This window comes from Coprococcus sp. AF21-14LB (genome assembly GCF_003458885.1).
Classification (GTDB): Bacteria; Bacillota; Clostridia; order Lachnospirales; family Lachnospiraceae; genus UBA9414.
This window is the reverse complement of the sequence record NZ_QRVX01000131.1, coordinates 1-902: the sequence shown is the minus strand read 5'-3', so window position 1 is coordinate 902 and position 902 is coordinate 1. Positions and strand designations below refer to the sequence as shown.

At 27.4% G+C, this 902-nt stretch carries 1 protein-coding gene; it reads right to left on the bottom strand.

Annotated features, from left to right (window positions below; all coding sequences use genetic code 11):
• Positions 1-47 precede the first annotated feature (47 nt).
• A complete protein-coding gene (locus DWX73_RS13340) occupies positions 48-821 on the bottom strand; it encodes a glycosyltransferase family 2 protein (protein ID WP_118349140.1) in 774 nt (257 codons plus the stop codon).
• Positions 822-902 lie beyond the last annotated feature (81 nt).

The following is a 902-nucleotide window of genomic DNA, read 5'->3' as shown; positions in this document are numbered from 1 at the left end:
TAACTCTCCCTTTGAAAAATCTCTTTTTTTACCATATAAATCAAAAATTATAACTCTCCCTTTGAAAAATCTCTTTTTTTACCATATAAATCAAAAATTATCCTTTTATTTTCATATTTAGGAACTTTATAATTTACTCTTTCAAAATATATATCATATTTTACTGCCTCCTTCACTCGGGGAAATTTATACTCTTTTTCCCCTGAAGAAAGTGAAATCTGATAATCACTATTAGTATAAAAATTATGTTGACCTACTTCGCTATGATTAGTCGATAACGCATGATATGGATATACAAAATATAAATCCTTTTCTACGAGATATACCATATAATATTTCAGCCAACTTTGATTTCCCCAATTTTTAATGTTACTAGGTATATTTTTCATAAGATCACTATTTTTTTCTTCAAAGACATTTAATTCATTTTTAATATACCATTGTTTAAAATCCTTCCACATTCTATATGTCCAACATTGTCCCCAAGATTGAGCAAATTGCATCAAAAACGTATCATAGCCATTGTAATCTGGTTCAAAAAAGCAAGAACAACCTACATTAATTTCATGTTTATATAGAGAAATCCCCGCAATATTCTCATCTTCTCCATAAAATTGTACTGCTTGTAATACATATTCAAAGAAAAATGGCGAAACACTTATATCATCCTCCAAAATAACTACTGCTTTATACAATTCTGTTAAATCACCACATTGTATAATATGTTTTCTTAAACCCTGTCTTTCTGAATAGACTTTAATTATTTTTTCTCCAAAATTCCACTCACACTCATTAGCAATTTTAATTATTTCATTCTGCAATTCTCCTTTATCAATGCTAATAAATAAATCTACTTTTCATTCTGCAATTCTCCTTTATCAATGCTAATAAATAAATCTACT